Raw genomic sequence first — 25,241 nt, 5'->3', positions numbered from 1 at the left:
CCAAAAAGAAAAAATGGCAATAGGATTATGGCATTATTTATTTTAAAAAAATAAGGATGTTGGACTCCATGTCGAGTTGTGCAACGCTTACCCTTGTTGTAAGCCGTTTTATTCCGCAGTGGTATTCGGGTTATGTCTGATTTTAAAGTTACAAGAATTAGCGATAAAACACATTTTATTTGCTTGTCCGTGTAATTCATTTGCTTTGTCAATCATATTCAAATCCGTGATTTTCACTTTAGGATTTAGAGTAACCTCCGTAAATTTTCCGCTTCCATTTTTAGTTTCCTCCATAAGTCCTGTTGCGTTATCTAAATATTCGGTAACTACAATTTTATGTACTGAACATAAATGTAAATACCAAAGCATATGACAAGCTGACAATGAAGATAGAAAAAGGTCTTCAGGATTATATCTCGTCTTATCTCCCAAAAATGATGGATCAGATGAACCCTTAATACCATCATATTTTCCGTCAGCCATGATTTTATGGTTTCTATTGAAAGATTTATAATTCAGAGTTCCGTTTCCCTCGTTTCCTGTCCATTCAACTTTGATTTCGTAATAATGTTTTTTCATTATTCTCACTTTAATATTTTGATTTAAAATGGCTTACGCTTCTTGTATGGTGCGTACGCTTCCCGTAGGGGGCATATGCATTATACAAATTATCAGCAAATGTCACTTTATTATCTTACCCTTTGAATTGATGATGACATCTTTGTTGCCAACTTTTGCATTCGCAGTATTGTTATCAGAAAACTCAGAAATAAAATCAAATTCATAAGGTATAATCAAATTTCCCGTTTTATCAATTGCTCCGTATTTGCCTCCTTTTTGTGTTTTATAGGGACCGTTTTCAATGACTTCAAATCCCCTTCGTACAATAGCGATTTTATTTTTGAAGGGAGTAACACTTTCAAATTTAGCCTCGACAACTATTTTTCCGCATTGGTTTATAAATCCTAGTTTTTCATTTTTCTTAAATCTGGCGAAACCTTCATGAAAATCATCAATAAAATTTCCCATTTTTAAAACAGGTATATTTAATTTTTTTCCAGTTTTGTCAATAAAATAATTTCCATTTACACTATCTCCAACGGCTGCAATACCACAGTCAGTAAATTCACTAGCTATTCCAAATTTAGGTTGAATTATAATTTCCCCATCTTGTTTATACCCCCAACCTTTATCGGTTTCAAATGGTATAATTTCCTTCGACTGCGAATTACAGCTTGTAATTAAGAAAAGTGCTATTAATTGAAAGATTTTTTTCATCTTCTGCATTTTTTATTTTAATACCTCCCAAAATTCCATTGAGTGAGCTGTATTAAATAAATTATAAGTTTTTACCTCTCCTTTTTCCCATAGGTTAACATGAGCATTTAAGCCAGATATCTATTCTTGAAATATGATTATTTCTTGTTCGTTTTCAATTTCTTTAGCAAAGTCATCCCTACCTGGATTACTTGTGCCTTCACATTTTTTTTAATAGGAGACCGATATTTACCATTATTGCCTGTTACATCATCTCTAATAGACAACCCAGCTGCCCGAACCTCACTTAGTGAAATTCTATGGGAAATCGTATTTTTTAAGGCGTAACGTAAGCTAACACAACAAGTGTTATAAAAATAAGTGTGAAACCAATATCGAGCAGCTTCACTTGTTTAAGGGCTATTACTTTTACTGAAGGATTTTCTAACACTGTTGATTGATCTGGATACGACATCCACATTGCTTGAAATTCATTTAATTTAGTTGTTGCTTTTTTTTGATTTTAGAGTTACTAATTGCCAACAATGGGATATAGTTATTGATGCTATCCACCCTATAACCCCGGCAATCCTATATCTTTCTTTTTTAGACACTTCTAATTTACAGACCCCTGTGTACAGCTTTTTATTTCAGTCGTTTTTTTATTTGCATTCGCTGATGTAGAATTCTAAGGACTTCAACAATTTCATTTTCGGCTTTTCTGTAAAAAATAAGATGCGATTTGATTTTCGTTACTCGATAGTTTTTTCGAGTTTGTTCAGCGGATTTGCCAATTTGATAGTTGTCCGCAATAAATTCAATTTCCCCTATTATTAAGTCGTAACATCTATCCGCTTGTTCTTTAGACCATTTATTAAAAGTATAGACCCAAATATCATTTAAATCATTAATCGCTTGTTTACTGATTCGATATTTGTTTTTACTCATGAGTGTTTGCGATGTAATTCAGTCAGGTTTTGTTTTGGGTCAAAATCTTCCACAAATCCGCTATTTTCTCCAACTTCGAGGGCTTTAATCAGTTCTCTTTCCTTTTTTTCTTCATGTTCTAGCAAACGTAGCGCTGAACGAATTACTTCGCTAACCGAACTGTACCTACCCGAATTTACTTCTTCTCTGATAAAATCTTCAAAATGATTTCCGAGTGATATTGAGGTGTTTTTTCCCATTTTGACTAACGTTTTACTCAAATGTACCAAATCTTGGTAATTTAGCCAAATTGCACACAACGGCAGCCCCCTGCAACACCGAATCTGCCCATCCTGTAAAAAGGGAGAACTGGTGACCCTGCATACGTTTTCCGCACGGGGACCAGCGGCACACTGGATCGCAAAACTTAAAAAATACACTAAAGCACAGTAAGAAAATAAACGCCCCTTGGACGGGATAGGGAACCCTATGTCCGAAACCAAGCAAAAGCCGCCAAAATACCCCCGAAAACAGGAAATTCAACAGCATCTAAGAAGTGATTGCATACTCGGGAGAAAACAAGACCTCCAAATCACTATACGGGTTCAAGTGCAGACCTCAAATAACCCATCCCAAAACAGACCAATACCCATAGAAGGCTGACCGACACAGAACCGGTTCAGTCAACACGGTGTTCATGCTGGGTCGTACCGACCACACGAATGCTTAGTTATTCTAAACCGTTTTATTCTTCAGAAGGATAAGGTTCATCGTATTCCTTAATGATTTTTCCCGTAACACCATCTATTATTATAACACCTAAAAGCATATCTTCCTCACTTTTATTATAGGTTATAGCCCAAAAAGGTTTTTCGGTTTCCTTACCAATATTTGCAGTACCGAAGCCAAAACTTCTTGTAACTTCAAATCCATAGGCATCCATATCTAATTTTCTGTCTTTGATAAGTTTCGAAATATCTTCCCAAGTAAATTTATAGGGAGCATCATAATCTGTTTCTTTTATTAAATTTCCTTTTTCGTCATATTCTTTCATTATTCCTGCTAAAAAATCATTGGGAAAATCTTGAACAGTTGATTTCAACTTGCCATTTTCATAATAGTCATTTCTAATTTGAAAATTTGAATTTTTAGATTTGATTATTTCATAATAACCAAATTGACGTTTTCTTTGTTCAACTACTGCACTGTCTTTAGTAAGAAAGTTATATTCGTTTAATTGGTTTTTGTTCCTATTAAAGGTTTCTATGTCAAAAGTCTTCATTTTTGTATTTTTTTGTGGTTTGTTTTGTGCTTTGCAGTTAGTGAAAAGCATTAAAAGCAAAATGTATTTTAAGATTGTTTTCATACGTTTATTCTTTTCTAAGATCTTTATTTTTCCATAGTTTTTTCCATTGCCATAACCAAGTATTTGTTCTTGTAGCAGAATAATCCATTATGTTTTGGGTTGCTTTCTTTTTGTAACTAAAAGTGGCACTATTATCGAAACTATGTCTTAACCCCATACAATGTAATAGCTCGTGTGTTACAGTTGCTTTGCGTTTACCAACAAACATAATAGCTGATTGAGAGTTGAAGCCGTTAGCATATCCTGCTAGTTTCACAATTTTCACTACTTTATCTGTTCTACCACCTGTATCTCCAAAGAAGAACACTTTAAAATAGTCCTTATATTTTGGCAGTTCTTTGTTCAAGGTCTTTTCCATATACTCGGCTAAACTATTTCCTCCTTTATTATGATATTTGTTAAGTATTTTTTTTCCATTTAAATCTAATAATGTATAATTTTTGTTGAAATCGGGATATTTTGGTTTTTTAGTTGTTGAATCTAATTCAGTCAACTTAAAATCAATTTCGTCTAATTCTAATTTAGTATAGGCTTGTTTTAAATAACGCGCTAACATCTCCTTTTCAGGCTTCCCTGTTTTGTTGGTTGTATTACCAAATTTAGGTTTTCCACTATTCAATTCAGTTTCGACCTTAACAAAGACAACCTGTGCTTTTTTACGATTGGCTTTATCATTTTTAAGAATATTCAGTTGTCCCAACTGCCGTTTTTGGCACATTGCTTTTATAACTTGGTCTGTACTAAACTCTTTAATACACTCAATGGTTAAATGGTCGTCCAACCTTTTTTTTCCTTTGCTTTGTGCGGGTATTTTATCGGTATTTAGTTTAAAAAGTGTTTTGTCGTACTCAAAAGTTAAATCTAGCTTTTTAGGGTTTTTAATGGTCTCTATCTGTAAACTTAATATCTGTGTTTCTTTTGGGTATATGGTCAACCAACTTTGTATGTATTCATATGCGCTACCATCTGGGTTTTTATGCCAATCTATAGGTATAGTATCGTAAATATCACATTTTAATTCTTTGTATTTAGTGTCTGTTTTATATTTGGTAAATTTATTTACGCCCTTTATGGATTTGTTTGTGCCTAAGATATCTTTATAGGTCAGTTTGTCGTCCTTGTCCTTTTTATCTCTCATGAAATCAAAACCGTATTCGCCATCGTAATTTTTGCTTGGTCTAAAATCTACAATTACCTTTGGAGGAGTTATGATTTGCAGAACATTACTTTCTTTTTTAGAGCCTTTATGGCTTACTTTAGCAATAAGCCCGTCAGTTTCGGAACTTCTAAATTCATCCCATTCTTCTTTGATTTTTAGGGAGCTTATTTGCACAGTTCCTTCATCGGTTAAATACTCGGTAAATGTTAATGATTTCGTACCTTCTTCGAACTCGGTACCATCTTCTTTTTCAATGGTGATTTCAACGCTACCGCCTTCGGCATTCGCTACTTTGACCTCCAATGCTACTTTTTCTTGGTAGGTGGTCTCTTCAATTGTTTCTCCTTCAACAGTTTTCCACTTTACCGATGCCAATTTTGGTTTTGGCACAATGGGTTCGGGCGTTATGTTATTCGTCAAATTAGAAAGGTCGGTTATCTTCCATGGTTTTTCGAATACCATATCGCCAATTCGCAGTATGCCCGGGGAGAATACGTAGGTATCTTTGGCGGTGGATAGGTCATCATAATTTCTTTGGCAGCTTACCACATAGGTATCAAAGAACTCATAATCAGTAAGTTTTGACATTCCGCCCCGATTGTAAAATCGTATATATCCGCTGCACATTGTATCTCGTGCCAAGGCCAGAGCCAATATATCGGTTGTGCCATCTGCCTCTACGGTAACGGTAAATATACCACCTTGCGGGAGTGAAGTTGGTTTAAAAGTATAAGGGTCAATGTTTTGGTCAAAGTGTATATCAGTATCTAATACGTTTATTCTTCTACCGTTGATAAAGAGTTTCGCTAAAAAGCTCATTTCATATTCTTTTTATTCTTTTAATCATTATTTGAACAACGTTAGTATAAGAAAATTCTTATGATATTAGGTTGTTTATCTGTAAACGGTTTAGAACGTACATAGAGGTGTACAATTACACATATACCTTTTTATTCGGGTATAAAAGCAATATTTTCAACCACTTAAACCCACACGAATACAAAAATTCTTACAATTCCGGTCTTACAGAAAAGCGTAATCCTATTAAAATGAAGTGGTTTTGTATTCGGGAGAAGAGGGACTGTAGCTGGTGTTCTTAAACATCCCCTACCCTTCGCCCCCCTTCAAAGGGGCTAAACTGCACGTTATACGATCAATATAAAAGCAGGGCATACGTCCATATGGCCAGCAAGAACATATTGCAAAAAACTAAGTTAAGCCTGGCATTTTCGGTAATCGTTTTGCTTAAAAAAACATATAAAATTGAAACAAGGATCACGCTGGTACATAAAATCAACAACACCTGATTCAATCCGTTAAAACCCGAAGCCAATGGTATCGTCTTTTTTGAGGTATCCACTGTTTTTACCGTCTTAAGAAGTGGAGTTACCGTCAATGTTACCTCAGATGACCTTATGGGCGTTCCGAGCGTGGAAAATTTGAGGTTGGTCGCGGTAATGTATTTATACCCCAAGCTTTTACTGGTCCTCACCGATGTTCCCCCGGCACTTTGGGGTATCCTTACATTCTCACCGTAAGCGAGAACATCGGTTATTTGCCTTTCTGGGAGGATAAAATAATCGGTTAAAAATACAAGACTTGCCAATAATGGCCCCGAAACCAAAAGCAGGAATTTTGTTTTGAACCTTTTTTTAAAAAACAGGTTGACCTTTCTGGTTATATCGTTAATGTCCATTATCTCCATAAAACGTAAATAACTTATAAAAGAATAGTTTGTGTAAGGGTTACTTTTGTTGGCAATTGGCTTTTTATTTAAATAACTGTCCTATTGTTTTCATAGGAAGGAACATTTTACCACAATCAGGTAGATCAATAAAGCCATATTTTAAATAGAACCTTTTAGCTTTATCGTCAATGGGATCCACAATTACTGCAATTGAACCAATGATATCCTGAGAGACATCAAATGCTCGCTTTAGTGCATCAATTAACATCAATTCTCCGAATCCGTTTCCTTTTATCGTGGTATCTATTGCAAGTCTGCCGAGCAGAGTAACAGGTAATTCATTGTAGCTTTTAGGGAGTCGCTTTGTTACGGCCTCTGGAAGTAAATTTCGCTTAATTGATGCATTTGAAAGTGTATAATAACCTTTTACGATATCTGATTCGTCTGATAAAACAAAACATATCGATAGGTTTCTTTTTATATCTTGACTAGCTTGCTTTTTTAGATAATTATCTAATAAATCATAGCCACAGTCAAAATTACCTCTATCATGATTTGACTGTAGAGGCCCTGTTTTGTAACCCATCTGGTTCAATTATGTCAAGATATCTTTTAGCAGCTTTCTTAAGTTTGGAATTAGGAGCAGGAGGATTCATTAGGGCATTTGCAAATATTTCTTGATCTCTTTTTGTAGAGATAATTTGCTCATGTTTTTCAATAATCTCCTCAGCACGCTGTTGTACTGCGAAAAACACAAACTCAGAAAGGGAGCGAAAACCACCTAATTTTGATGCACGTTCGAACAAACTCTTTTGTTCCTCAGTCCATCGGGTATCGAATCTTGCAACTTTTGTACTCATGACACAAATGTACGGAATATTACCGTACAAAAAAATTATTTATGTTTGTTGCCAACAACTGCATATGCGTACAATTCCACATATAATTCGGGCTTAAAAGCAACATATTCAACTACTTAAACCCACACGAATATAAAAATTCTTACAATTCTGTTCTTACATAAAAGCGTAATCCCTTAAAAATAAAGTGGTTTTTTGTTCGGGAGAAGAGGGACTGTAGCCGGTGTTCTTAAACATCCCCCGCCCTTCAGGCACCCCCTTCAAAGCGCAGCACTGGGCCTGTAGAAGTGGGGGATTTACAGGGTGTTGTTTTCATCATTACGGCTTGTGCAAGGGCTAGCTTTGTTGGGAGCAGTTTTCTTTCCACGTTTAATGTCTATTCTAATTTTGTCCGCATCTTCATTAAGCGCTTGAATAAAGAATTACGTATGTTATATTGTAATTCGTGCAGAGATTTAATCGTATCATCTTTGTTTGAATCCAAATCCTGCGTTTTTAGCAATTCCAATCGGTTGTTCTTAAGTTCTTCAATAAAATCAATCGCGGATTTGCAATCGGCGATTGAAAGGTCAGCTATTTTCATTTCCTAAGTATTTAAAATATTGATGCTAAAATAAAAAACAATAGGAAATATTGATATCGAATAATTCGTTAGTTATTAACTTATTATCAACTAAGGTTGTTTTTTTGTTCAGCCTATGTTATATGCCTCTTTTAATGATTTTGCAAGGTTTCAAATACTATCTTCCAAGAATCATCTGCCTGTCTTTTCCAATTGACAATGTAGGTTCCCGTATTTTTAATGGTATCCGAACTTTCCTTATTAATAAAAATCTCATTAAAGGTGTTGTAGGATATGGCCATATCTTCCGAGGGTATAATTGTGGGCCTTCCCCGATGGACGAGCTGTACATCGTATTTTTCGTAGATCCGTTCCCAATGAGTTATTAAAGAATCTTTTGTCAAATTCTGAATAGGGCCATCTGGGTAAATAGCTACGTAATTGTCCGCGTAAAATTCTATCCAATCGTAATCGAACCGTTCATAGACAGCGTAAAGGCTGTCTACCTGTTTAGTTATTAGCGCCGTTAGCTCAGCGTCGGATGTTTTTGCAAGAGGTAGGGGCTTTTTGTCACTTTGGCATCCAATGATTATACATGGAATTAGGATCAATAGCGCGGATAGTAATTTTAGGCTTTTCATACCGGTTTGTTTTAATTGTAAATAACAGAATAGGATTGTCGTTATTAAATTACTGATAATTAGCGATATATAAAATAAAACACTAACCCAAGGGACTTGTAGGTGTTTTATTGTTCCGCTTAGAGGGTACAATGGTTTGTGTTGTTAGTCGGGATACAGCATTCTAGGTTCAGCAAAGCACAAAATCCTTATGCCCATGTTGGTATTCCCTTCCCCTGTCGTCCCTGATTGTTACGGTACAGGCAAAGGGAGTTTCGGTAAACCGGGTATCCTTCGGATAAGGCCGGCTGGCGTTCAAATCAAAGCACAGGGTCATTTTTGCGGATTTGACAAAGTCCATTGACGAGCCGCTATGCTTGACCAATTCGGGAAACCAGTCGTTCCAGCTTCGTATGGCAGCTTCAATTTCAGTGGTAATCAATTCTTTTGGTGTGGCCTCGTTTTTTAAAATATCAATGTCAAGACGGTCTTGTCCGGTTTGGCGCATTTTTTTCAACAAAAGATCGAGAAAATAGTCGGTTTCCACATAATTGACCAAGCTGGTAAATGAACGTCCAAAATTATGTGAAACGCTCTGTAATGTTTTACGACTGGGCATTTAAATCTATCTTTTTTTGTGGCGTTACACGTAGTGCTGTTGTGGGCGTTTTTCTAATTCTATGTCGGGCCAAAGATTATGGTTATTCGAAATGGAATGCCCTATTTTTCCATTTTTTAAATTAACACTAAACCGTTTATAAATACAAGTTCCTATTCCATAGGAAAAATATAAAAAATATCGTAGTCCGCAGAATGTGAGTCGGCGTCGTGTAGGCTAAAAATAAATGTGATCATAGAAAATAAAAAAAGGCCCTGTATTGCTACAGCGCCTTTTTGACACAAACAAACCTATGTTAGAAAGATCAGGTTATTTTCGAATAAGCTACATACCAAATTTGTACCCGAAAGTCACCAATAGGGCTGTATTTTTCAAAACGTTTTTTTCATTACCCGAAAAATCTAAAAACCCGCCTTCGTACGATAGGCCCAATTGAATTTGATCGTTGAAAAGAACCCCCAATCCAACGTTCAAACCAAAATCAAATCCCTTTACATCCGTTCCGATCTTGTAGGTAGTGTTCCCTTGTTTGGCCGATAGTGCCGTAGCTAGGTAAAAGCCAGAGGCGGCGTAGAAGGCACCGGAACCTCCTATTTCAAAAATGTTGTATCGGGCGCTTAACGGCAATTGAAGGTAGTACATGTTCAGATTGTCTTCCGTAGTGGATGCCCCCTTTTTGGCAAACATCAACCCGGAGCCCAAATAGAGGTCATCGGTAACATCAAATTCAATGGTTCCTCCCAATTTGACGCCCAAAGTCCGACCATACAAATCGTTCACATAGGTATCGGGCGAAACGGCACTGCTCAAGCCTAGCCCGGCCTCTATCCCAAAAATTTGGGCCTGTGATGAAACACCTGCCAACGCCATGAATAAGACGACTAATACTTTTACTGAATTTTTCATATTTTCATTTTAAAGTTTGCGGGTGTCCGTGTTCTCGAAAACCCCGATTAATTTATGATGGCAAGGTATAGGAAGGCCATATTTTTTGAAATACCGCCTTTATTGTATTTTTTTCTACCTGATTTCCAGTAGAAACCGGGTGGGGCCCTACAAAAAAGTCCGACTTCAATAAAGCCGGACCCCTAACAATACATCAACTTAAAAAATCAATTTTGCTTTCCGCGATAATAAGAAGGGCCGAAAACCCCGTTATCGGCTACGACCAAAGGCACGATATGGGAGCCAAACCTAAATAAGGGGTTGAGCCATAAGGTCTCGCCCGTATTGGCATCCATGGCCAACAAACCCACACTGTCCTCGTCGTTTTTGTTACGTAGGATATCGTGTCCATGGGTAAACAAAATACCGTTTGCGTAAACCGGGCTAAAATCTACACTTACATCTTCGTTGTTCCATAACTCCTCGCCATTTTGCAGGTCCAAAGCAAAGGGTTTGGCATTGGTGGCCCCAGCAAAACTGGAGCCTTTGTCGTAATTTCCGAACACAACGTTTTCCTCTATTATAGGATTCCACAGTGTATCGGCCCCCGTATCTTTTTGCCATATTACCGACGTGGTATTTAAATCTATGCAATAAAGGGCGGAAGTGATACCTTGTCCCGCAGGTATGCCATTTACGACCAACTTATCCCCCGATATAAATGGTGTGCCGACACCATTGGCCTCAAACTTCCATAAAGTGTCAAGGGTATTCAGGTCTATGGCATATAGGTTTTTGGCCGGCATATACAGTATACCGTCATCGACCAAGGGTGTGCCTGTCAATTCATAGGGCAATTTGATCTTTTGGATCAAGTTGCCGGTTTCCTTATCAAGTATGTGCATGTAAGGAGGTAAATCGCTCAAAAAACTTTCTTCTGAAAACACGTATACCTTATCTTCATGCAATATTTGAGTACTGTTGCTGTGCAATATATTGTCAAGTTCACCAAAAAGTTCAGTGGTATAATACCATTTGATATTACCTGTTGTTTGGTCTACGGCCACTACCACTCCCGAGGTGCCCGAGGCATAACAGGTGCCGTCGACGCAGATGGGCGAAGTAACCTCATAACTGCTGTAATGATACTCCAACATAAATTGTTCCCACATAAAATTTTTATCGCCCACGTCAATGGCATTAATGGAATTGTCGTTCGCCGTCACGTAAAGCATACCCGCTCCATAGTGTGGAACCGAGACGTATTTGGTTTGGTAGGGGAAAGAATAAAGTTCGGTTTCTTCACCGGTTTGGGCGTCAACGGTATAAAGGTTTTCATCATTTGCCGCTATAAGAAAATTGTTCAGCTCCGGATCGCCCGATACGATCTGCCCACCTTTTTCCGGATGGATCACCTCCCCGTCTTCATTGAGTTCCACCCCGTCATCCTTGGTACAGCTTGCCACAAAAACAAGCACGATACCCCAAAAGACCGTTCTTGACAAAAATGTATTTTTCATTTATCCTACTTTAAAATTAAAAACCTCCGACTGCGATGTGTTTCCCTTGCCGTCCATCACCGGAACGTCCTATTTCGACGATGTTATAGCGAGCGCTTTGCCATAATTGATGAAAAACCGATGAATGCGACTGTTGCAACCTCTAGTACTTTTACGATTTTTCATAATTCTGTTTGTAATGATTTCGGGTATCCGTGTTCTCGAAAACCCCGATTAATATATGATGGCAAGGTATAGGAAGGCCGAATTTTTTGAAATACCGCCTTTTTTGTATTTTTTACTCCCTGATTTCCCGTAGAAACCGCGTAGGGACCCACAAAAAAGTCCGACCTCAATAAAGCCGGCCCCTTAGCAACATATCAACTTAAAAAATCAATTTTGCTTTCCGCGATAATAAGAAGGGCCAAAAACCCCGTTATCGGCTACGACCAAAGGCACAATATGGGAACCATATTTAAACAAGGGGTTGAGCCATAAGGTCTCGCCCGTATTGGCATCCATGGCCAACAGGCCCACACTGTCCTCGTCATTTTTGTTACGTAGGATATCGTGTCCATGGGTAAACAAAATACCGTTTGCGTAAACCGGGCTAAAATCTACACTTACATCTTCGTTTTTCCATAATTCTTCCCCGTTTCGCAGGTCTAGGGCAAAAGGCTTTGCATTGGTTGCACTCGGAAAATTTGTGCCTTTATCGTAATTGCTAAAGACCACGTTCCCTACAATCAAGGGTGCCCAAAGACTGTTCGCCCCGGTTTCTACCTCCCAAAGAGTACTTTTGGTGTTTTTATCCAAACAATACAGCACCGAACCGATACTCTGCCCGTACGGTATGGCACTTACGACCAATTTATCACCCGAAACAAACGGGGTTCCAACACCGTTGGCTTCGAACATCCAAAGGGTGTTCAAGGTATCTAAATCTATAACATAGAGGTTTTTGGCCGGCAAGTACATGGTGTTTTCCATAAATACGGGGACTCCCGATGGTTCATAGGGTAGTTTTTGCTTTTGTATAAGCCCCCCTGTTTCCTTATCCAAAATGTGTAGGTAGGCGGGTAGATTGGAATAATAGCCCTTATTGGAAAACACATAGACCTTATCCCCATAAACTATGGGGGGCTTGTTAACGTTTAAAACATAGTCCAATTTCCCATTGGGGTCCGTGGTATAGTACCATTTTAAATTTCCTGTGGCTTCATCAACGGCAACTACCACCCCTGATCCCCCTGAGGCATAACAGACCCCATCGATGCAAATGGGCCGGGTCTCCCCCATGCTACCAAAATTAAATTCCAGCATGTACCGATCCCATAAAAAACGCCTATCGGCTACGCTCAGTGCATTTATTGAATTATCATCAGATGTTACGTAAATAGTACCGTTGTTATAATCCGATGGCCCCACAAAGTCCGTAAGGTCGGGAAAAGCATAAATTACGGTTTCTTCACCGGTTTGGGCGTCGACCGTATAAATGGTTTCATCTTTTGCGGCTATAATAAAATTGTTCAGCTCCGGATCGCCCGATACGATCTGCCCGCCTTTTTCCGGATGGATCACTTCCCCGTTTTCATTGAGTTCCACCCCATCATCCTTGGTACAGCTTGCCACAAAAACAAGCACGATACCCCAAAAGACCGTTCTTGACAAAAATGTATTTTTCATTTATCCTACTTTAAAATTAAAAACCTCCGACTGCGATGTGTTTCCCTCGCTATCCTTCGTCTTTACCTGCCAATAATAGGTCCGTCCCGAAACCACATCGGTCTCCATCGTAGTCTGCCCGGTAGTACCGAGAAGTATCGACGGCGTGGTTTCCGTGCCAAAAAACACCTCAAAGGCCACAATATCGTCATCAACATCCGAGGCCTGCCATTGAAGGCTTACCTTGGTGGTAGCGGGAATGCTTCCTCCCCTTTCGGGATACTCGGCCTCGGCAGGAAACGGGGCGTAGTTTACCACCCCGGCACCGGCATTGTAAAATTTCCATGTGGCACTTTTAAGGGCCATATCGGAGGCGTTGCTTTTGCTGACCACAAACCATTCATAGGGCGTATTGCTCGCAAGGGTAATGGTCGATTCGTTATTTCCGGCCTCGGTCAACCGCGTACTTCCATCGATAAGGTTTTTCAGGTTCACCTCGTAATAATCGGCGCTTTCCGAGGCTTCCCATTGAAAGGTAACCGCACTCTGCAGTTCGTCGACAACGGCCCCTTCCGTACACTCCGAATTGTTTTCGGGAAATATCAGGGAAACACTTCCGGGATCCCCTAGGGAGTCTGGATCTACACCGTCGTCTTTACTGCCCGGACACGCCGTTAAGGTTAGCAGCAACAACAGCGACATTGCGAATTGGGTCGTTCTCATTGTTTGATGATTTTATAGGTTTTTGTTTCATCGTTGATTTGAACCGACAATACGTAGACACCGGCCGTTAGGCTTTCCGCATCCAAGGTGATGGTATTCGTCTGGGGCGCTATGGCCTTTTGAAAGATGATGCGTCCGTCGAAGGAATTTAATTGAACGGGAATGGTGTACCCATAGGTTTTACCCAATACCACGGAAATCGCTCCGCTTTCTACAGGATTGGGATATACGATCACCTCTTCGTGCAGCATCAGGTCTTCGCTATAGGTCCCTTGGCAACTCTTATTGGTTTTAACGGACAATTTTGCGGTAGAGCTTCGAAGGGGCAAGGTAATCTGCGCTTCTTGGGTAACCACCGTTTCGTTGTCGAGTGAAATGATGTATTCCTCAGCTCCCGATAGGTTCAGGCTTACCGACCTTGCGGATAAATTAACTTTTGAGCTTACCGAAAGGGCTTCGGGTTCGGATACGTTCACCTCAAAACAACGTTCATAGTCCGCCTGGCCTGCTACGGTAATGCATACCGAATACGAACCACTTTTTAAATTTGAAAAAGAAACGGAGCTTGTAAAACTTTGGGTTTCACTCACCCCGTTTCCGGCTAGTGTAACTGTATAGCTATGGTTACTATTTGCAGAAATATCAATACTACCGTTATGGCTGTCCATACACGATTCCCCTTTGGCCGATACGGTAAAATTGGTACTCGGCAGGGAGAAAATCTCACAACCCGTAAGGTCTACCGTAGCCCCTAAGGGGGTATTGGGACATAGGTCGTCGGCATTGGGTACGCCGTCGTTATCGGTATCGTTGGGGTCGTTGGCCATTAAACGCACCGTAAAGTCCTTGGTCGACCCATCCTCTGCCGTTACCGTATACACCACGGGCTCGGTAAAGTCGTTAAAACTCACCCCGCTCTGCTGGGGCAGGCCCGATACGGAAACCGTGGCCCTGGCCGATGTGGCGAAGGTGGCCACTAGATTGCCAGGGTTAATGTTCGCGGGCAAGGCCATAACAATCTCATTGCCGTTGATGCTTCCTACCGTGGGCGGGGAAGTAACATTGAACCTGAAATCGGTGATTTCCTTTTCACTGCTCAAGGTACTTCGGGATCCGACCGTATACCAGATGCCCCACTTGCCGTTCGGGATCAATTCCTCCGCACTGCCCGTCGGGGTCATTTTGTCGGCGGCCAGGCCAATGGCCATGATGTCCTGGTCGGAACCGTTGTAGGTATCAAAAATGATCTTGTCATCGGTTTTTGAAAAATTGGGGAAGCCCAACTTGTTGTTGTCATAAACCTTTTTTACATCACCTGTTTCAATATTGACGGTGATGATACTGTATTCCCCTTCGAGTTCGTTGAAGTAATCAAAGGCGAGGATATTGCCCGATGTTTTAGAAAAGGAAGGGTTACCGATACTGACCCCCTCGGGCAGGTTCGTAAATATTTTTTGAATACTGCCGTCGCCAAAAGTATTGGTTTGGTTGTCCCACACCTGCAAGGCCCCAACATCCCAATATTCGATATTGGTACCATCGGCATTGTTCAGTCGGTTTAGGGCATCGTAGATCAGGTACTGCCCCGAATAATCCCATTCCAAGGCATCGGGATATAGCACCTCTCCCGTGGTGACGCCATCGGCGGAAGTAGGGTTGTACAGTTCAAACTCCTTGAACTCACCGGTGACCAGGTCGGATACATAAATGATATTGGACTCGTCGTTTATGACCGATGCCAGTTTGGTACCGTCTTTGGAAAGTGAGACCGCCGCCCATACGGGGTCTTCGGAAATAACCGATTCTTCGGGGGCGTTTACGTCGAGCGATATGGCGTTTACCTTGTTCTCTTCGGTGACGAAGATGGCAAAGCTTCCATCGTCGGATACACTGGGTTTTCTATGGACCCCGGTCGTGGTCAACGGATAATAGATCGTAGCTTCCGTATCGGACGCATAGATGGTATTGGGGTCGGTGTCCCTAATATCCAAACTTAAGATAAACTCGTCCCCTTCCGCTAAGGGAATGTCGTTATCGGTATCGGTAGAGGTGCCCGCGGTAATCCCCACGGTATCAAAGGCCGTTTCAATGGCCGCTACTTCGGCCGAGTTTTCGCCATGAAGATCAAGGGCCGATTGAACGACGGCGATCCGAAGATCGATGAATTGGGAAGATGCGGTCAGGTAAGTGGACAGGGCGCGGTAATAGATCTGCTCCGCCTTATCTTTCCCTATATCGGTGGCAATCAAATAGTAGGCCCGGTTTACGATTCCACTGTTCATATGTACCCCGCCGTTATCCTCCTCGCCGGAATAGTACTCCGTCATGTCTTTGGGCTGCCATCCCCTTTGCCCCTGGCTTGCTCCGTTGTTTGGGTCTTGCAAATTGCGCATGGCCCCCGAATTAAAATATTCCCGGTTTACAATATCCTCCCCCAGTAGCCAATCGTCGCGATCAATCATGGTTCCGAAAATATCGGCAAACGATTCGTTGATCGCGCCCGATTGATAGGAATACTCCAAATTGGCCGTAGCCTCGATCACACCGTGCGACATTTCGTGTCCCCCTACATCCAAGGCGCCGGCCAAGGGCGAAAAAGCGGCCTTCCCGTTTCCGTAAAAAATGGCCTTTCCGTTCCAAAAGGCATTGTCGTAGCCCCCGCCATCGTCAGCAGCCACGTTAACAATCGATATGATGGTGCCTCCTTGGCCATTGATCGAACTTCTGTCAAAGTTTTTTTCAAAATAGTCGTACGATACTTCGGCATTGTACTGTGCCGAAACTGCCACAGGGTCGTTCCAGGTACTGGTGGTAGAGGTTACGTAATAAAAAGTGGCGTCCTCCTCCGGGGCCTTGTTTTTTAAATCCCATGTCATGATGGCCCCTACGGGATTATCGGGTATTTTCGATTGCCCTGAATTGAACATCGATTTTGAGGTGTTGATCATATAATTTTTACCGTCAATGCTATAGGTATCCAGCTGCCGGGTCACCCCGTTTAAGTCCGTTCCCGAAGTATTCGAAGGCGGCGGTGCCAAACGGCCCCTCTCATGGCCTTCCTTCCCATACTCATGGTAGAGCGTACAGGTATGGTATATTTTATTGAGGATACGCCCGTTCTGCGCATCGATAAAATACTCCCACCTGTCCTTTATATTCGGATGTACGGTCAAATGCCTGGCCAAAACGTTCTTCCCTTCAAAGGGATAGATCAAAAGTTCCTCCTCATAATCGGAATTTAAAAAAACGGAATTTGTCTTTCCGGTCTTGGTAGGGAAGGAAACGCCCAAATCCTTTTCCACCCGTTGCAAGGCGTCTTGTACACTTAGTTTGGGTTGCGTACGCTCTATACTTGGGGTAGGCTTGTTTCTGCCGTTCATGGCATCGACCTTGTTGCCTTGGTCTAAATGCAGGATCAGTTCGCCCCCGTACACCTTTATCCCTTTGAACACCTGCTGCATTTTAATGTGCTTCTGGCCCAAGGCATCGGTATGCTTCGATATTTCTACAAATTCGGCATCGGGATCCTTAACTTGGATAAGGTGTTTCACTCCGGCCAAATAATCCTTGATCACTTGTTCCGATGACTGTTTTGCGGTCAAGCTCGCTACTTCCTTTCCCGCCTTGCTTTTAATAAACAAGGGGATACCATCTTCCGACCTTCCAATAACCTCGTGCTCATAAACCGCATCCCCGGAAGTGATTTGAAAGACCGAAGGCATCTGAAAATTGGTGCGCCCCGGTAGGCTTTGCCCCTTCTTTTTGGCCGCAAGTTTTAAGGCGTTGAACTTTTTTATACTCCCGGTCTTGGCCGTAGTGCCCTTGTCGTGTCTTTTATCATCAAAGGTATCTTGTGCCCTTAATGAAGAGGCCGCCAATACGACTAGAACAAAGGTGAGCAGATAAGGTCTATTTTTCATGGTCGGTTATTTAATGTGACTTTTCAACTCTTTATAAAATTCCAAGCAGTCTTTGGAAAATTTGTGATCTTTGGCTCCCCATACGATCCTGTGTCTTTGATTTTCCTTGACTTCCTCCAAAAAAAAATAGCTATTGCCCGGGTGGTAGAAATCGATTTCCGAAAGGCCGAGTTCCTCGATTCCCATAAAAAAGGCGCTGGCCTCTTTTTTTGAGAGCGCTTGTAGTTCTTTGGTCGTTTCGGTTACGGAATTGTGATGGAACAATTGTCCGTTTTGAAGAAGGATATAAGTGTCTACCATTCCTGCCATTCCGCCCCCCTTTCCGAAGACCAGTTGCACATCGGGCAGCTCGTCAAAAGAGTAGCGCGGAGATTTACATCCCAGTAGGGCCAAGAAAAGTAAAATCGAAAATACTAGCGTCCGTTTCATTAGTTATTATATATTCGTTCTTTAAAGGTACCTGCGCGAGACACCGTGACCATTGGTTTTTATGCGTTCTACCCGATAGTTTGGGCGAATACGGATTTGTTGATGGCAAGGTATTTTGAAAATGCCGCCCATGAAATACCGCCTTCGTTGTATTTTTTTCTACTGGTTTTCCGGTATATTGATTATGGGGTGTTTATTGTGCGGTATAGATATGGTATCTTGGCTATTGATAAATAAAAACCCATCGGACTAAATGCGTTCAACTGTATTTGTTTTCATTCTTCTTCTATCGTTTTTCGGGAGGTCTCAAACGGGGCGTGAAACGCGAATCGATAGCCTTGAAAATGCACTTAAAATGGCGGAGCACGATACCACCCGTGTACTTGTCCTTAGCGAACTGGCGCGAAGCTATGGCGGCGTAGATTCCTTAAAGTGCTTTGAAAACGGGTTTAAGGCCATCGGCCTAAGCAAAAAAATCAATTATTTAAGGGGAATGGCCGATGCCCACATTAACTTGGCTGGTGGTTATCTCGATTATTTTGACGTTGAAAATGCCAAAAAGTATTTTGAGGTCGGAAACCGTTTGGCCGATAAGCTCGTGGCCAAGGATTCTTCTGCGGCCAATATGAAAATTTGGTTGCGGGGCTATTACAATTTAGGGGTGGCCTACGGCTACGAAGGCAATGTCGCCAAAGAAATTGAAATGGCGGCGAAAACCATACCCATAGCACAAAAAATGGGCGATAAAATGTTCGTGGCGAACGGCAATACCAACCTGGCCGTAAAATACAATAGTCTAGCGATGTTGGACGAGTCTTACGAAATGTTCAAGATTAGCCAAAAACAGTTTCAAGAAATAGGCTCGCCCGAAGATATGTTATACCATAGCATCTCTTTTTCGTCATGTTTGGCGAGTATGGATTCTTTAGATCAAATGAAATCTGTTCTGGACATCGCAAAAATAAATCTGGACAAGATTCCCAACTCGTTCTATCGAGGGCCTTATTATGCGGAATTAGGACTCTATTACGGAAAGGTAGAGGAGTATGACAAGGCCTTGGAAGCCTTGGATACATCCTATGCGTTTTATCAAGGCAAAAAATCGTATCACTACTTAAAACTACTGTACCAAAGGTATGCCACGATTTATGCCAAAATGGGCGATTTTGAAAAAGCGATAGCCTATACTTTAAAGTACATCAACTTTAGTGATAGCGAACACTCCCCCTCCGACAAAGTAAATTCTTATTTTATCCTTGCCAAATATGAGGCCGCACTTGATAATTACAAGGATGCATACCACTACCTAAGGGATTATGTAATCGCCGTTGACAGCATTCGGGCGAGGCAATTGGGTAATGATATGCAACAGTTGGAGATACAGTACAAAACCGCTAAGAAGGAAAAGGAAATACTGGCCCTTAAAAACGAAAAGAGCGAGGCCGCCCTTGCACTTCAGGTCAAGAGGTCACAAACCTACCTCCTGGGAGCCATTGCCAGTTTATTGGCCTTATTGCTCTTTGTCGGTTTCTATGCGTACAACGACAAGCTCAGAAGGGCAAGAAAAAAGGAACGCGAGCAAGAGAAGGAAGTAGCACTTTTAAAGCAAAAGCAAGAAAACGAAGTATTTTCGGCCATGATAGAAGGCCAAGAAAAAGAACGCAAACGCCTTGCCATAGATTTGCACGATGGTTTAGGCGGAAGGTTGTCGGGCATTAGCCTTAACCTCTCAAAACTCAACAAAGACGAACCCAAGGAATACCCCAAGGCCCAATTGCAAAAGGTAACGAAGGACCTGAATGACGCCCTGACCGAATTGCGTTCCATTGCGCGAAACATGATGCCGGAAACCTTGGTCAAGTTCGGTCTTCAGGCAGCCTTAAAGGACTATTGCAGTAGCATGACCGGGAATGGCACCAAGGTTACCCTGCAGTTTTACGGTACCGAAAAAGGAATCGATCTCAATCAACAGGTGACCATGTACCGCGTTATTCAAGAATTGATCAATAATGCCGTTAAACACGCCAAGGCTACGGAAGTACTGGTACAATATATGAGGGATGGCAATAGGGTCGACATTACAGTTGAAGATAACGGCATAGGCTTAAACAAAAACGATTTTGAAGAAAAGGAAGGTGGTATGGGCATCTCTAACCTTAGGACCAGGGTCGCCTACCTCAAGGGCGATCTGGAGTTCCACTCCGAAGAAAACGAGGGTACCACCGTTAATGTACAAATTACCGTAGATGCAGCATAAACCTATACAAATTTTAATAGTAGATGATCACCCCATGGTGATCGAAGGTCTTAAAACCTTATTGAGCGACGACAACCGGGTGACCGTCAAGACCCATTTTATGAACGGCACCGATACGCTTTCCTACTTGGAAAAGGATACCGCGGATGTTATTTTGTTGGATGTAAACCTGCCCGATATCAATGGGGTGGAAATGGTGACCAAAATTCTCAATATTAGGGCGAATATTGGTATTATCGGGCTGAGCACCTACAGCGAGCCGAGCATTATCAACCAAATGATCAAAAATGGGGTCAGGGGATACCTGCTCAAGAACGCCACGGCCGACGAGTTGGTCAATGCCATTTCGCAAGTGCACCAAGGCCATTTTTATTTCGGGAGCGAGGTGCAAAAAATACTTGCCGATTCGGTCACCCAAGAACACAACGATTTGCCCAAGTTGACCCGAAGGGAAAAGCATATCCTCACCTTGATCGCCGATGGAAAAACCACCAACAACATTGCCGAAGAACTGTTTATCAGTCCCCTTACCGTAGAGACACACCGGCGAAACCTTATGCAGAAATTGGAAGTTTCCAACGCGGCCTCCCTGATCAAGGTGGCAGTCGAAAAACAATTGATATAAAGGCAAATAAAAATCCCTTTTTAACAAAGCAGAAGAATGTTCTTAAAAAGAATGGAAATAGGATATACAAACACCAAATAATTTAAGTCGACCATCTTTGCTACGATAATCATTCCAATATTTGATAAAATTAAATCATATTCCATATCAGGTATGTAAGATTTTCGTTACTTTTATTAAAAAGCAAACCCTCCTTACATGACCCAACCTACCTCCCCAAGCACTGAAAATCAGCATATTAAATCTCAAAAAAACGAATTTTCAATAATAGGCGTCGGAGCAAGTGCAGGAGGATTGGAGGCTTTAAAATCATTTTTTGAGGATCTACCCGCCAAATTTGCCCATAGCTTTGTGGTTGTTCAACACTTGAGCCCCGATTACAAGAGTCTTATGGGGGAACTCTTGTCTAAAAACACCGACATGCCCATAATCGAGGTCAAGAAAAAGACCAAGGTCGAACCTGGTACGATCTATCTTTTAACCCCTAAAAAAAATATATTCGTCAAGGATGGACACCTGCTCTTAGAGAACAAGCCCACGGATAGAACCTTGAACCTTCCTATCGATTTATTCTTCAAGTCCTTGGCCAGGGAAAAGACGAACAAGGCCATTGCCGTAATCTTAAGCGGAACAGGTAGTGACGGAACCTCTGGGGCAAGGGACATTAAGGAATTCGGTGGAATGGTTATGGTACAGGACCCCGAACAGGCCGAGTTTGAAAGCATGCCGCAAAATGCCATTAACACCCATTTGGTAGACTATGTCTTACCTACCGAACAAATGGGGGAAGAACTACAACGCTTCATGCAGCACCCTGCCGTATACGGATCTCTCGAAGAAAGTATTTTAAAGGACGAGGAGACCCTTATTAAGATTTTGAACTTTGTAAACAGTCAGACCAAATTAGACTTTGAATACTACAAGAGGCCTACTTTAATCCGGATGATTGCCCGAAGAATTGGTGTAAAACGCCTAGATTCCCTTCAAGAATACAAAGATTTCCTATTGGAAAGACCTGAAGAAGCCCACTTTTTGATAAGGGAATTTTTGGTCGGGGTAACCAGTTTTTTTAGGGATGATACGGTTTGGGATCTTTTGACCAATGAAATCATCCCCAAATTAATTTACGATAAAAAGAAAAATGACACCATAAAATGTTGGTGTGTTGGGGTAAGCAGTGGCGAAGAAGCCTATTCCTTGGCTATAATTATCAACGAGGAGCTCGCCAAACAAAATAAAAAAAACCTGGTCAAAATTTTTGCTACCGATATTGAGAAAAACCACCTCAAAGATGGCTCTAAAGGCATATATAACGAAAGTTCGGTTTCAAACATTCCCGAAAAGCGTTTACTTGCAAATTTCACGAAGAAAGGTGATAGTTACCATATTAATGAGAACATAAGGCGTATGGTCATTTTTAGCAAGCACAATGTGCTAAAAGACCCTCCTTTTAATAAAATGGATATTTCCTTTTGCCGAAATATGCTCATTTATTTGCAACCCGCCGCCCAAAATAAGGTGCTCGATGTATTGCACTACTCGCTAAACAGGAACGGCATTCTAGTACTTGGAAGCAGTGAATCTTTGAGCAGGCAAAAAAATGCTTTTGAGGAATTACATCGAAAACAAAAAATATACCGCAACATACGACCAGCCAAAATTTTAGGGCTTCAACCCTACAATTCAAAAAATACACTAAGAAATTCCTTCGGCACGGAAACCATAGGCTATGAGCGAAATACAAAACAGTTTATAGTAGAGGCTTTAAGTGACAATCTACACCTAGCTTCCATCGTAATCGATAGCAATTTCAACATTGTGGATGCTTATGGGGAACTGAGCAACTACATCAGCCTACCTAACAAAGGCTTCAGTATGAATCTTTTAAAAATGGTGCCTGAGAGTATAGCTATGGTGTTGAGCTACTCTATAAGAAAAGTAGGCACTACCAATCAAAAACTTAAACATGAAAATCTAAATTTTTCAACGGGTAAAGAACCTGTGATGGCCAATATGCACGTGGCTTCCTTCCAGAATCCCTTAAACAGCAACCCCTCGAATTTTTTGGTGATCATAAAGCCTGTTGAACTACAATCTTCCCACACTTTAGTGCTCGAAGAAACCAATGTTGTCCCAAAAAACACAAGAGAACGCGAACTAGAGTCCGAATTGAAAGAAACTAGGGAGAGTCTTAAAAATATGATCGAAGAGGTAGAGACCAGCAATGAAGAATTGCAAGCTACCAATGAAGAACTCTTAGCCTCAAACGAAGAGTTACAGAGCACCAATGAAGAGTTGCAAAGTGTAAACGAGGAGCTACATACCGTAAATGCGGAACTTCAGGAAAAAATAGAGGAACTAGCAATGCTTAATTCAGATTTGGACAACCTTTTTAAAAGTACGGATATAGGCACCGTATTTTTAGATAAGGAACTGAGAATACGAAAATTCACCCCTAGCGTAGCTAAGCACTTTAATCTATTAGAAAACGATGTCAATAGACCTCTCGAACACTTCGCCAGCTCGTTTCACAAGAACAACTATAAAGAGTTCATCTCAGATATTAAATCCGTAATAATCAACCATGTCCCTAAAGAAAGTGAAGTAAAAGATGCCAAGGGCCAATGGTTCTTGCAAAAGATCGTGCCTTTTCAAGATGGTGGAGGAAATGTGGCCGGAGCTACCTTAAGCTACGTTGACATCAACAAACTTAAATCGGCGGAACAACGCTTGCAAAACCAACAACTTGCCATTGAACAAACCACCGATAGTTTTTGGGACTTGAACATAGCCGATAATACCTATTATGTAAGTCATTCAATTGCCGAAGTTCTGGGTTACCATAAGGATGAAATCGAAGAAACTATCGAGTTTTGGAGCGCCTTGGCCCATCCTGGCGATTTGAAAATTCAAATAGAGGCCATGCAAAAGCATATTGACTCACAAGGCAAGGAACCCTATGCGGTGGAAACAAGATACAAACATAAATTGGGCCATTATGTTACCTTACTATTAAGAGGTAAAATTATGGAGTGGACAGAAGACGGACAGCCCAAAAGAATGATAGGCACCACGACCGATGTTTCCATGCTCAAAAAATTGCCTAAACTGGAACAGGACCTACTCGACCGAAACATGGTCTTTGAACAGGTGTTGGAAATAACCATGGCCGGTTTCTGGGACTGGAACATTGCCGAAAACAGCGAATACCTTAGCCCTACCTTTAAGAAAATGTTCGGTTATGATGAACATGAAATGACGGGCTCCGCTGAATCATGGCAGAGAATCGTACACCCGGACGATTTGCCCGGTGTACTCGAAAAACTTGATGCCCATGTAAAAAGTAAGGGGGAAATACCTTACGATAATGAAATCAGGTACTTCCACAAAAACGGCAGCATTGTATGGGTATGGTGCAAAGGCTTGGTCATAGAATGGGGCGAGAACGGCGAACCCAAGAGAATGGTGGGCAGCCACATCAACATAACCCAGTTAAAGCAACTATCGCGAAGCAATAAGGAGCTAGAGCGCTTTGCTTATGTGGCCAGCCACGACCTGCAGGAACCTTTACGTACGATACGTGATTTTGTAGCATTGTTCAAAGATGAGTACAATACCCTTCTCGACAATAGGGCCAACACTTATCTCGAATTTATAGAAGAGGCCTCCTCAAGAATGGGCGAATTGGTAAAAGTGATTTTGGCCTATTCAAAAATAGGGAGCAACACCAAAAAAGAAATCGTAAATTTAAAAGAGGTAGTCGAAAACGTGCAGAAAGACCTTCAAATCCGTATCGACTCCACCAAAACCAAAATTCTTATTAAGGAACTGCCTACCCTAACCGGACATAGGGTCGAACTGCATTCCCTTTTTCTTAACCTTATCGGCAATTCCATAAAATTTATAAGCAAAGATGAAAGTCCCAGAATAGAAATCGGCACCCTAACTTGTGAAAAGGGGGAACATATTTATATAAGGGACAATGGAATAGGAATAGACAAAAAAAACCAAGAACACATTTTTCAAGTATTTAAAAGATTGCACAACCAAGAAGATTATGAAGGTACCGGAATAGGTCTGGCACACTGCAAAAAGATCGTAGAGCTTCATAACGGAAAAATTTGGGTGGAATCAGAAATGGGAAAGGGAAGTACCTTTCACTTTAACTTAAATCTATAACT

At 41.2% G+C, this 25,241-nt stretch carries 21 protein-coding genes and 1 pseudogene; 4 read left to right on the top strand and 18 right to left on the bottom strand.

The window, feature by feature from the left end; genetic code table 11:
* Positions 1 to 108 precede the first annotated feature (108 nt).
* From ZOBGAL_RS18470 to ZOBGAL_RS18455, 4 genes are all read right to left on the bottom strand, one after another.
* Positions 109 to 579, bottom strand: coding sequence for an OsmC family protein (locus tag ZOBGAL_RS18470; protein WP_013995253.1), 471 nt, complete (start codon positions 577 to 579; stop codon positions 109 to 111).
* Positions 580 to 681: 102 nt separating this feature from the next.
* On the bottom strand, positions 682 to 1,278 hold the full coding sequence (locus ZOBGAL_RS22910) for a WG repeat-containing protein (protein WP_158499750.1): 597 nt from the start codon (positions 1,276 to 1,278) through the stop codon (positions 682 to 684).
* 624 nt (positions 1,279 to 1,902) lie between these two features.
* A complete protein-coding gene (locus tag ZOBGAL_RS18460) occupies positions 1,903 to 2,205 on the bottom strand; it encodes a type II toxin-antitoxin system RelE/ParE family toxin (RefSeq protein ID WP_013995250.1) in 303 nt (100 codons plus the stop codon).
* The gene (locus ZOBGAL_RS18455; protein ID WP_013995249.1) at positions 2,202 to 2,444 is read right to left on the bottom strand and encodes a type II toxin-antitoxin system ParD family antitoxin; all 243 of its coding nucleotides are present in this window, start codon (positions 2,442 to 2,444) and stop codon (positions 2,202 to 2,204) included. The genes ZOBGAL_RS18460 and ZOBGAL_RS18455 overlap by 4 nt, the downstream gene beginning before the upstream one ends.
* Before the next feature lie 67 nt (positions 2,445 to 2,511).
* On the opposite strand from ZOBGAL_RS18455, the pseudogene ZOBGAL_RS24110 reads away from it, so the two are divergent.
* Positions 2,512 to 2,637: pseudogene (locus ZOBGAL_RS24110) on the top strand (IS91 family transposase); the annotation flags it as partial.
* 292 nt (positions 2,638 to 2,929) lie between these two features.
* Here ZOBGAL_RS24110 and ZOBGAL_RS18450 read toward each other — a convergent pair.
* The 14 genes from ZOBGAL_RS18450 to ZOBGAL_RS18385 form a co-directional block, all read right to left on the bottom strand.
* Positions 2,930 to 3,550, bottom strand: a complete 621-nt coding sequence (locus ZOBGAL_RS18450) for a hypothetical protein (protein WP_013995248.1) — start codon at positions 3,548 to 3,550, stop codon at positions 2,930 to 2,932.
* 4 nt (positions 3,551 to 3,554) lie between these two features.
* The gene (gene tssD, locus ZOBGAL_RS18445; protein WP_013995247.1) at positions 3,555 to 5,528 is read right to left on the bottom strand and encodes a type VI secretion system tube protein TssD; all 1,974 of its coding nucleotides are present in this window, start codon (positions 5,526 to 5,528) and stop codon (positions 3,555 to 3,557) included.
* Between the two features lie 334 nt (positions 5,529 to 5,862).
* Positions 5,863 to 6,414, bottom strand: a complete 552-nt coding sequence (locus tag ZOBGAL_RS18440) for a hypothetical protein (protein ID WP_013995245.1) — start codon at positions 6,412 to 6,414, stop codon at positions 5,863 to 5,865.
* Between the two features lie 64 nt (positions 6,415 to 6,478).
* Positions 6,479 to 6,982: a GNAT family protein gene (locus ZOBGAL_RS18435; RefSeq protein ID WP_013995244.1), complete on the bottom strand. Its 504-nt coding sequence runs from the start codon at positions 6,980 to 6,982 to the stop codon at positions 6,479 to 6,481.
* Entirely contained in the window at positions 6,945 to 7,256 is a 312-nt protein-coding gene (locus ZOBGAL_RS18430) for a type II toxin-antitoxin system TacA family antitoxin (RefSeq protein ID WP_046287590.1), read from the bottom strand. Before ZOBGAL_RS18430 ends, ZOBGAL_RS18435 begins: the two co-directional genes overlap by 38 nt.
* A 376-nt stretch (positions 7,257 to 7,632) precedes the next feature.
* Positions 7,633 to 7,839, bottom strand: coding sequence for a hypothetical protein (locus ZOBGAL_RS18425; RefSeq protein ID WP_013995241.1), 207 nt, complete (start codon positions 7,837 to 7,839; stop codon positions 7,633 to 7,635).
* Between the two features lie 131 nt (positions 7,840 to 7,970).
* Positions 7,971 to 8,459: a YybH family protein gene (locus tag ZOBGAL_RS18420; protein ID WP_013995240.1), complete on the bottom strand. Its 489-nt coding sequence runs from the start codon at positions 8,457 to 8,459 to the stop codon at positions 7,971 to 7,973.
* Between the two features lie 169 nt (positions 8,460 to 8,628).
* On the bottom strand, positions 8,629 to 9,057 hold the full coding sequence (locus tag ZOBGAL_RS18415; RefSeq protein WP_013995239.1) for a hypothetical protein: 429 nt from the start codon (positions 9,055 to 9,057) through the stop codon (positions 8,629 to 8,631).
* Positions 9,058 to 9,381: 324 nt separating this feature from the next.
* The gene (locus tag ZOBGAL_RS18410) at positions 9,382 to 9,963 is read right to left on the bottom strand and encodes an outer membrane beta-barrel protein (protein WP_013995238.1); all 582 of its coding nucleotides are present in this window, start codon (positions 9,961 to 9,963) and stop codon (positions 9,382 to 9,384) included.
* A gap of 206 nt (positions 9,964 to 10,169) precedes the next feature.
* A complete protein-coding gene (locus ZOBGAL_RS18405; RefSeq protein ID WP_013995237.1) occupies positions 10,170 to 11,462 on the bottom strand; it encodes a PQQ-binding-like beta-propeller repeat protein in 1,293 nt (430 codons plus the stop codon).
* Between the two features lie 372 nt (positions 11,463 to 11,834).
* Positions 11,835 to 13,127 carry a PQQ-binding-like beta-propeller repeat protein gene (locus ZOBGAL_RS18400; protein ID WP_013995236.1) on the bottom strand — a complete coding sequence of 431 codons (1,293 nt, stop codon included), beginning with the start codon at positions 13,125 to 13,127 and terminating at the stop codon, positions 11,835 to 11,837.
* The gene (locus ZOBGAL_RS18395) at positions 13,128 to 13,829 is read right to left on the bottom strand and encodes a fibronectin type III domain-containing protein (RefSeq protein ID WP_013995235.1); all 702 of its coding nucleotides are present in this window, start codon (positions 13,827 to 13,829) and stop codon (positions 13,128 to 13,130) included.
* Complete coding sequence (locus tag ZOBGAL_RS22905) at positions 13,826 to 17,749, bottom strand: M4 family metallopeptidase (RefSeq protein WP_013995234.1); 3,924 nt, start codon at positions 17,747 to 17,749, stop codon at positions 13,826 to 13,828. Before ZOBGAL_RS22905 ends, ZOBGAL_RS18395 begins: the two co-directional genes overlap by 4 nt.
* 6 nt (positions 17,750 to 17,755) lie before the next feature.
* A complete protein-coding gene (locus ZOBGAL_RS18385; RefSeq protein WP_013995233.1) occupies positions 17,756 to 18,178 on the bottom strand; it encodes a hypothetical protein in 423 nt (140 codons plus the stop codon).
* A gap of 253 nt (positions 18,179 to 18,431) precedes the next feature.
* Here ZOBGAL_RS18385 and ZOBGAL_RS18375 point away from each other — a divergent pair, with 253 nt between their 5' ends.
* From ZOBGAL_RS18375 to ZOBGAL_RS18365, 3 genes are all read left to right on the top strand, one after another.
* Positions 18,432 to 20,435 carry a tetratricopeptide repeat-containing sensor histidine kinase gene (locus tag ZOBGAL_RS18375; RefSeq protein WP_013995231.1) on the top strand — a complete coding sequence of 668 codons (2,004 nt, stop codon included), beginning with the start codon at positions 18,432 to 18,434 and terminating at the stop codon, positions 20,433 to 20,435.
* The gene (locus ZOBGAL_RS18370) at positions 20,425 to 21,060 is read left to right on the top strand and encodes a response regulator (RefSeq protein ID WP_013995230.1); all 636 of its coding nucleotides are present in this window, start codon (positions 20,425 to 20,427) and stop codon (positions 21,058 to 21,060) included. Before ZOBGAL_RS18375 ends, ZOBGAL_RS18370 begins: the two co-directional genes overlap by 11 nt.
* Before the next feature lie 198 nt (positions 21,061 to 21,258).
* Positions 21,259 to 25,239 (top strand): chemotaxis protein CheB, encoded by a 3,981-nt coding sequence (locus ZOBGAL_RS18365; protein WP_013995229.1) that lies wholly within the window; start codon positions 21,259 to 21,261, stop codon positions 25,237 to 25,239.
* The last annotated feature ends 2 nt before the right edge of the window (positions 25,240 to 25,241 follow it).

The sequence above is a fragment of the Zobellia galactanivorans genome (genome assembly GCF_000973105.1).
Lineage (GTDB): Bacteria > Bacteroidota > Bacteroidia > Flavobacteriales > Flavobacteriaceae > Zobellia > Zobellia galactanivorans.
Note: the sequence above shows the minus strand (reverse complement) of the source record. Positions and strands in the feature narration are given on the sequence as shown.